Source organism: Pseudoalteromonas sp. c7(2019), assembly GCF_011378625.1.
Lineage (GTDB): Bacteria > Pseudomonadota > Gammaproteobacteria > Enterobacterales > Alteromonadaceae > Pseudoalteromonas > Pseudoalteromonas arctica.
Map to the genome: position 1 here is coordinate 1 of NZ_WTKS01000130.1, position 325 is coordinate 325.

Here is a 325-nt window from a genome sequence, read left to right on the forward strand (position 1 = left end):
ATCATCACGTAAAACATTTATTTTACGTAACAAAATCGTAACGGCTATTCGTACTTACTTAAATGAACGTAATTTCATGGAAGTAGAAACGCCAATGTTACAAGCCATTCCAGGTGGCGCAACAGCTCGTCCATTTGAAACGTTTCATAATGCATTAGATTTACCAATGTATTTACGTATTGCACCAGAATTAAACCTTAAGCGTTTAGTGGTTGGTGGTTTTGAGCGAGTATTCGAAATTAACCGTAGTTTCCGTAACGAAGGTGTTTCAACGCGTCATAACCCAGAATTCACTATGATTGAGTTCTACCAAGCTTACGCTGAT

1 protein-coding gene is annotated in these 325 nt (G+C 37.8%); it reads left to right on the forward strand.

Features of this window, described 5'->3' with window-relative positions:
* A partial coding sequence (locus GQR38_RS20295) for an amino acid--tRNA ligase-related protein (RefSeq protein WP_346774270.1) occupies positions 1 to 325 on the forward strand: 325 nt, incomplete at both ends.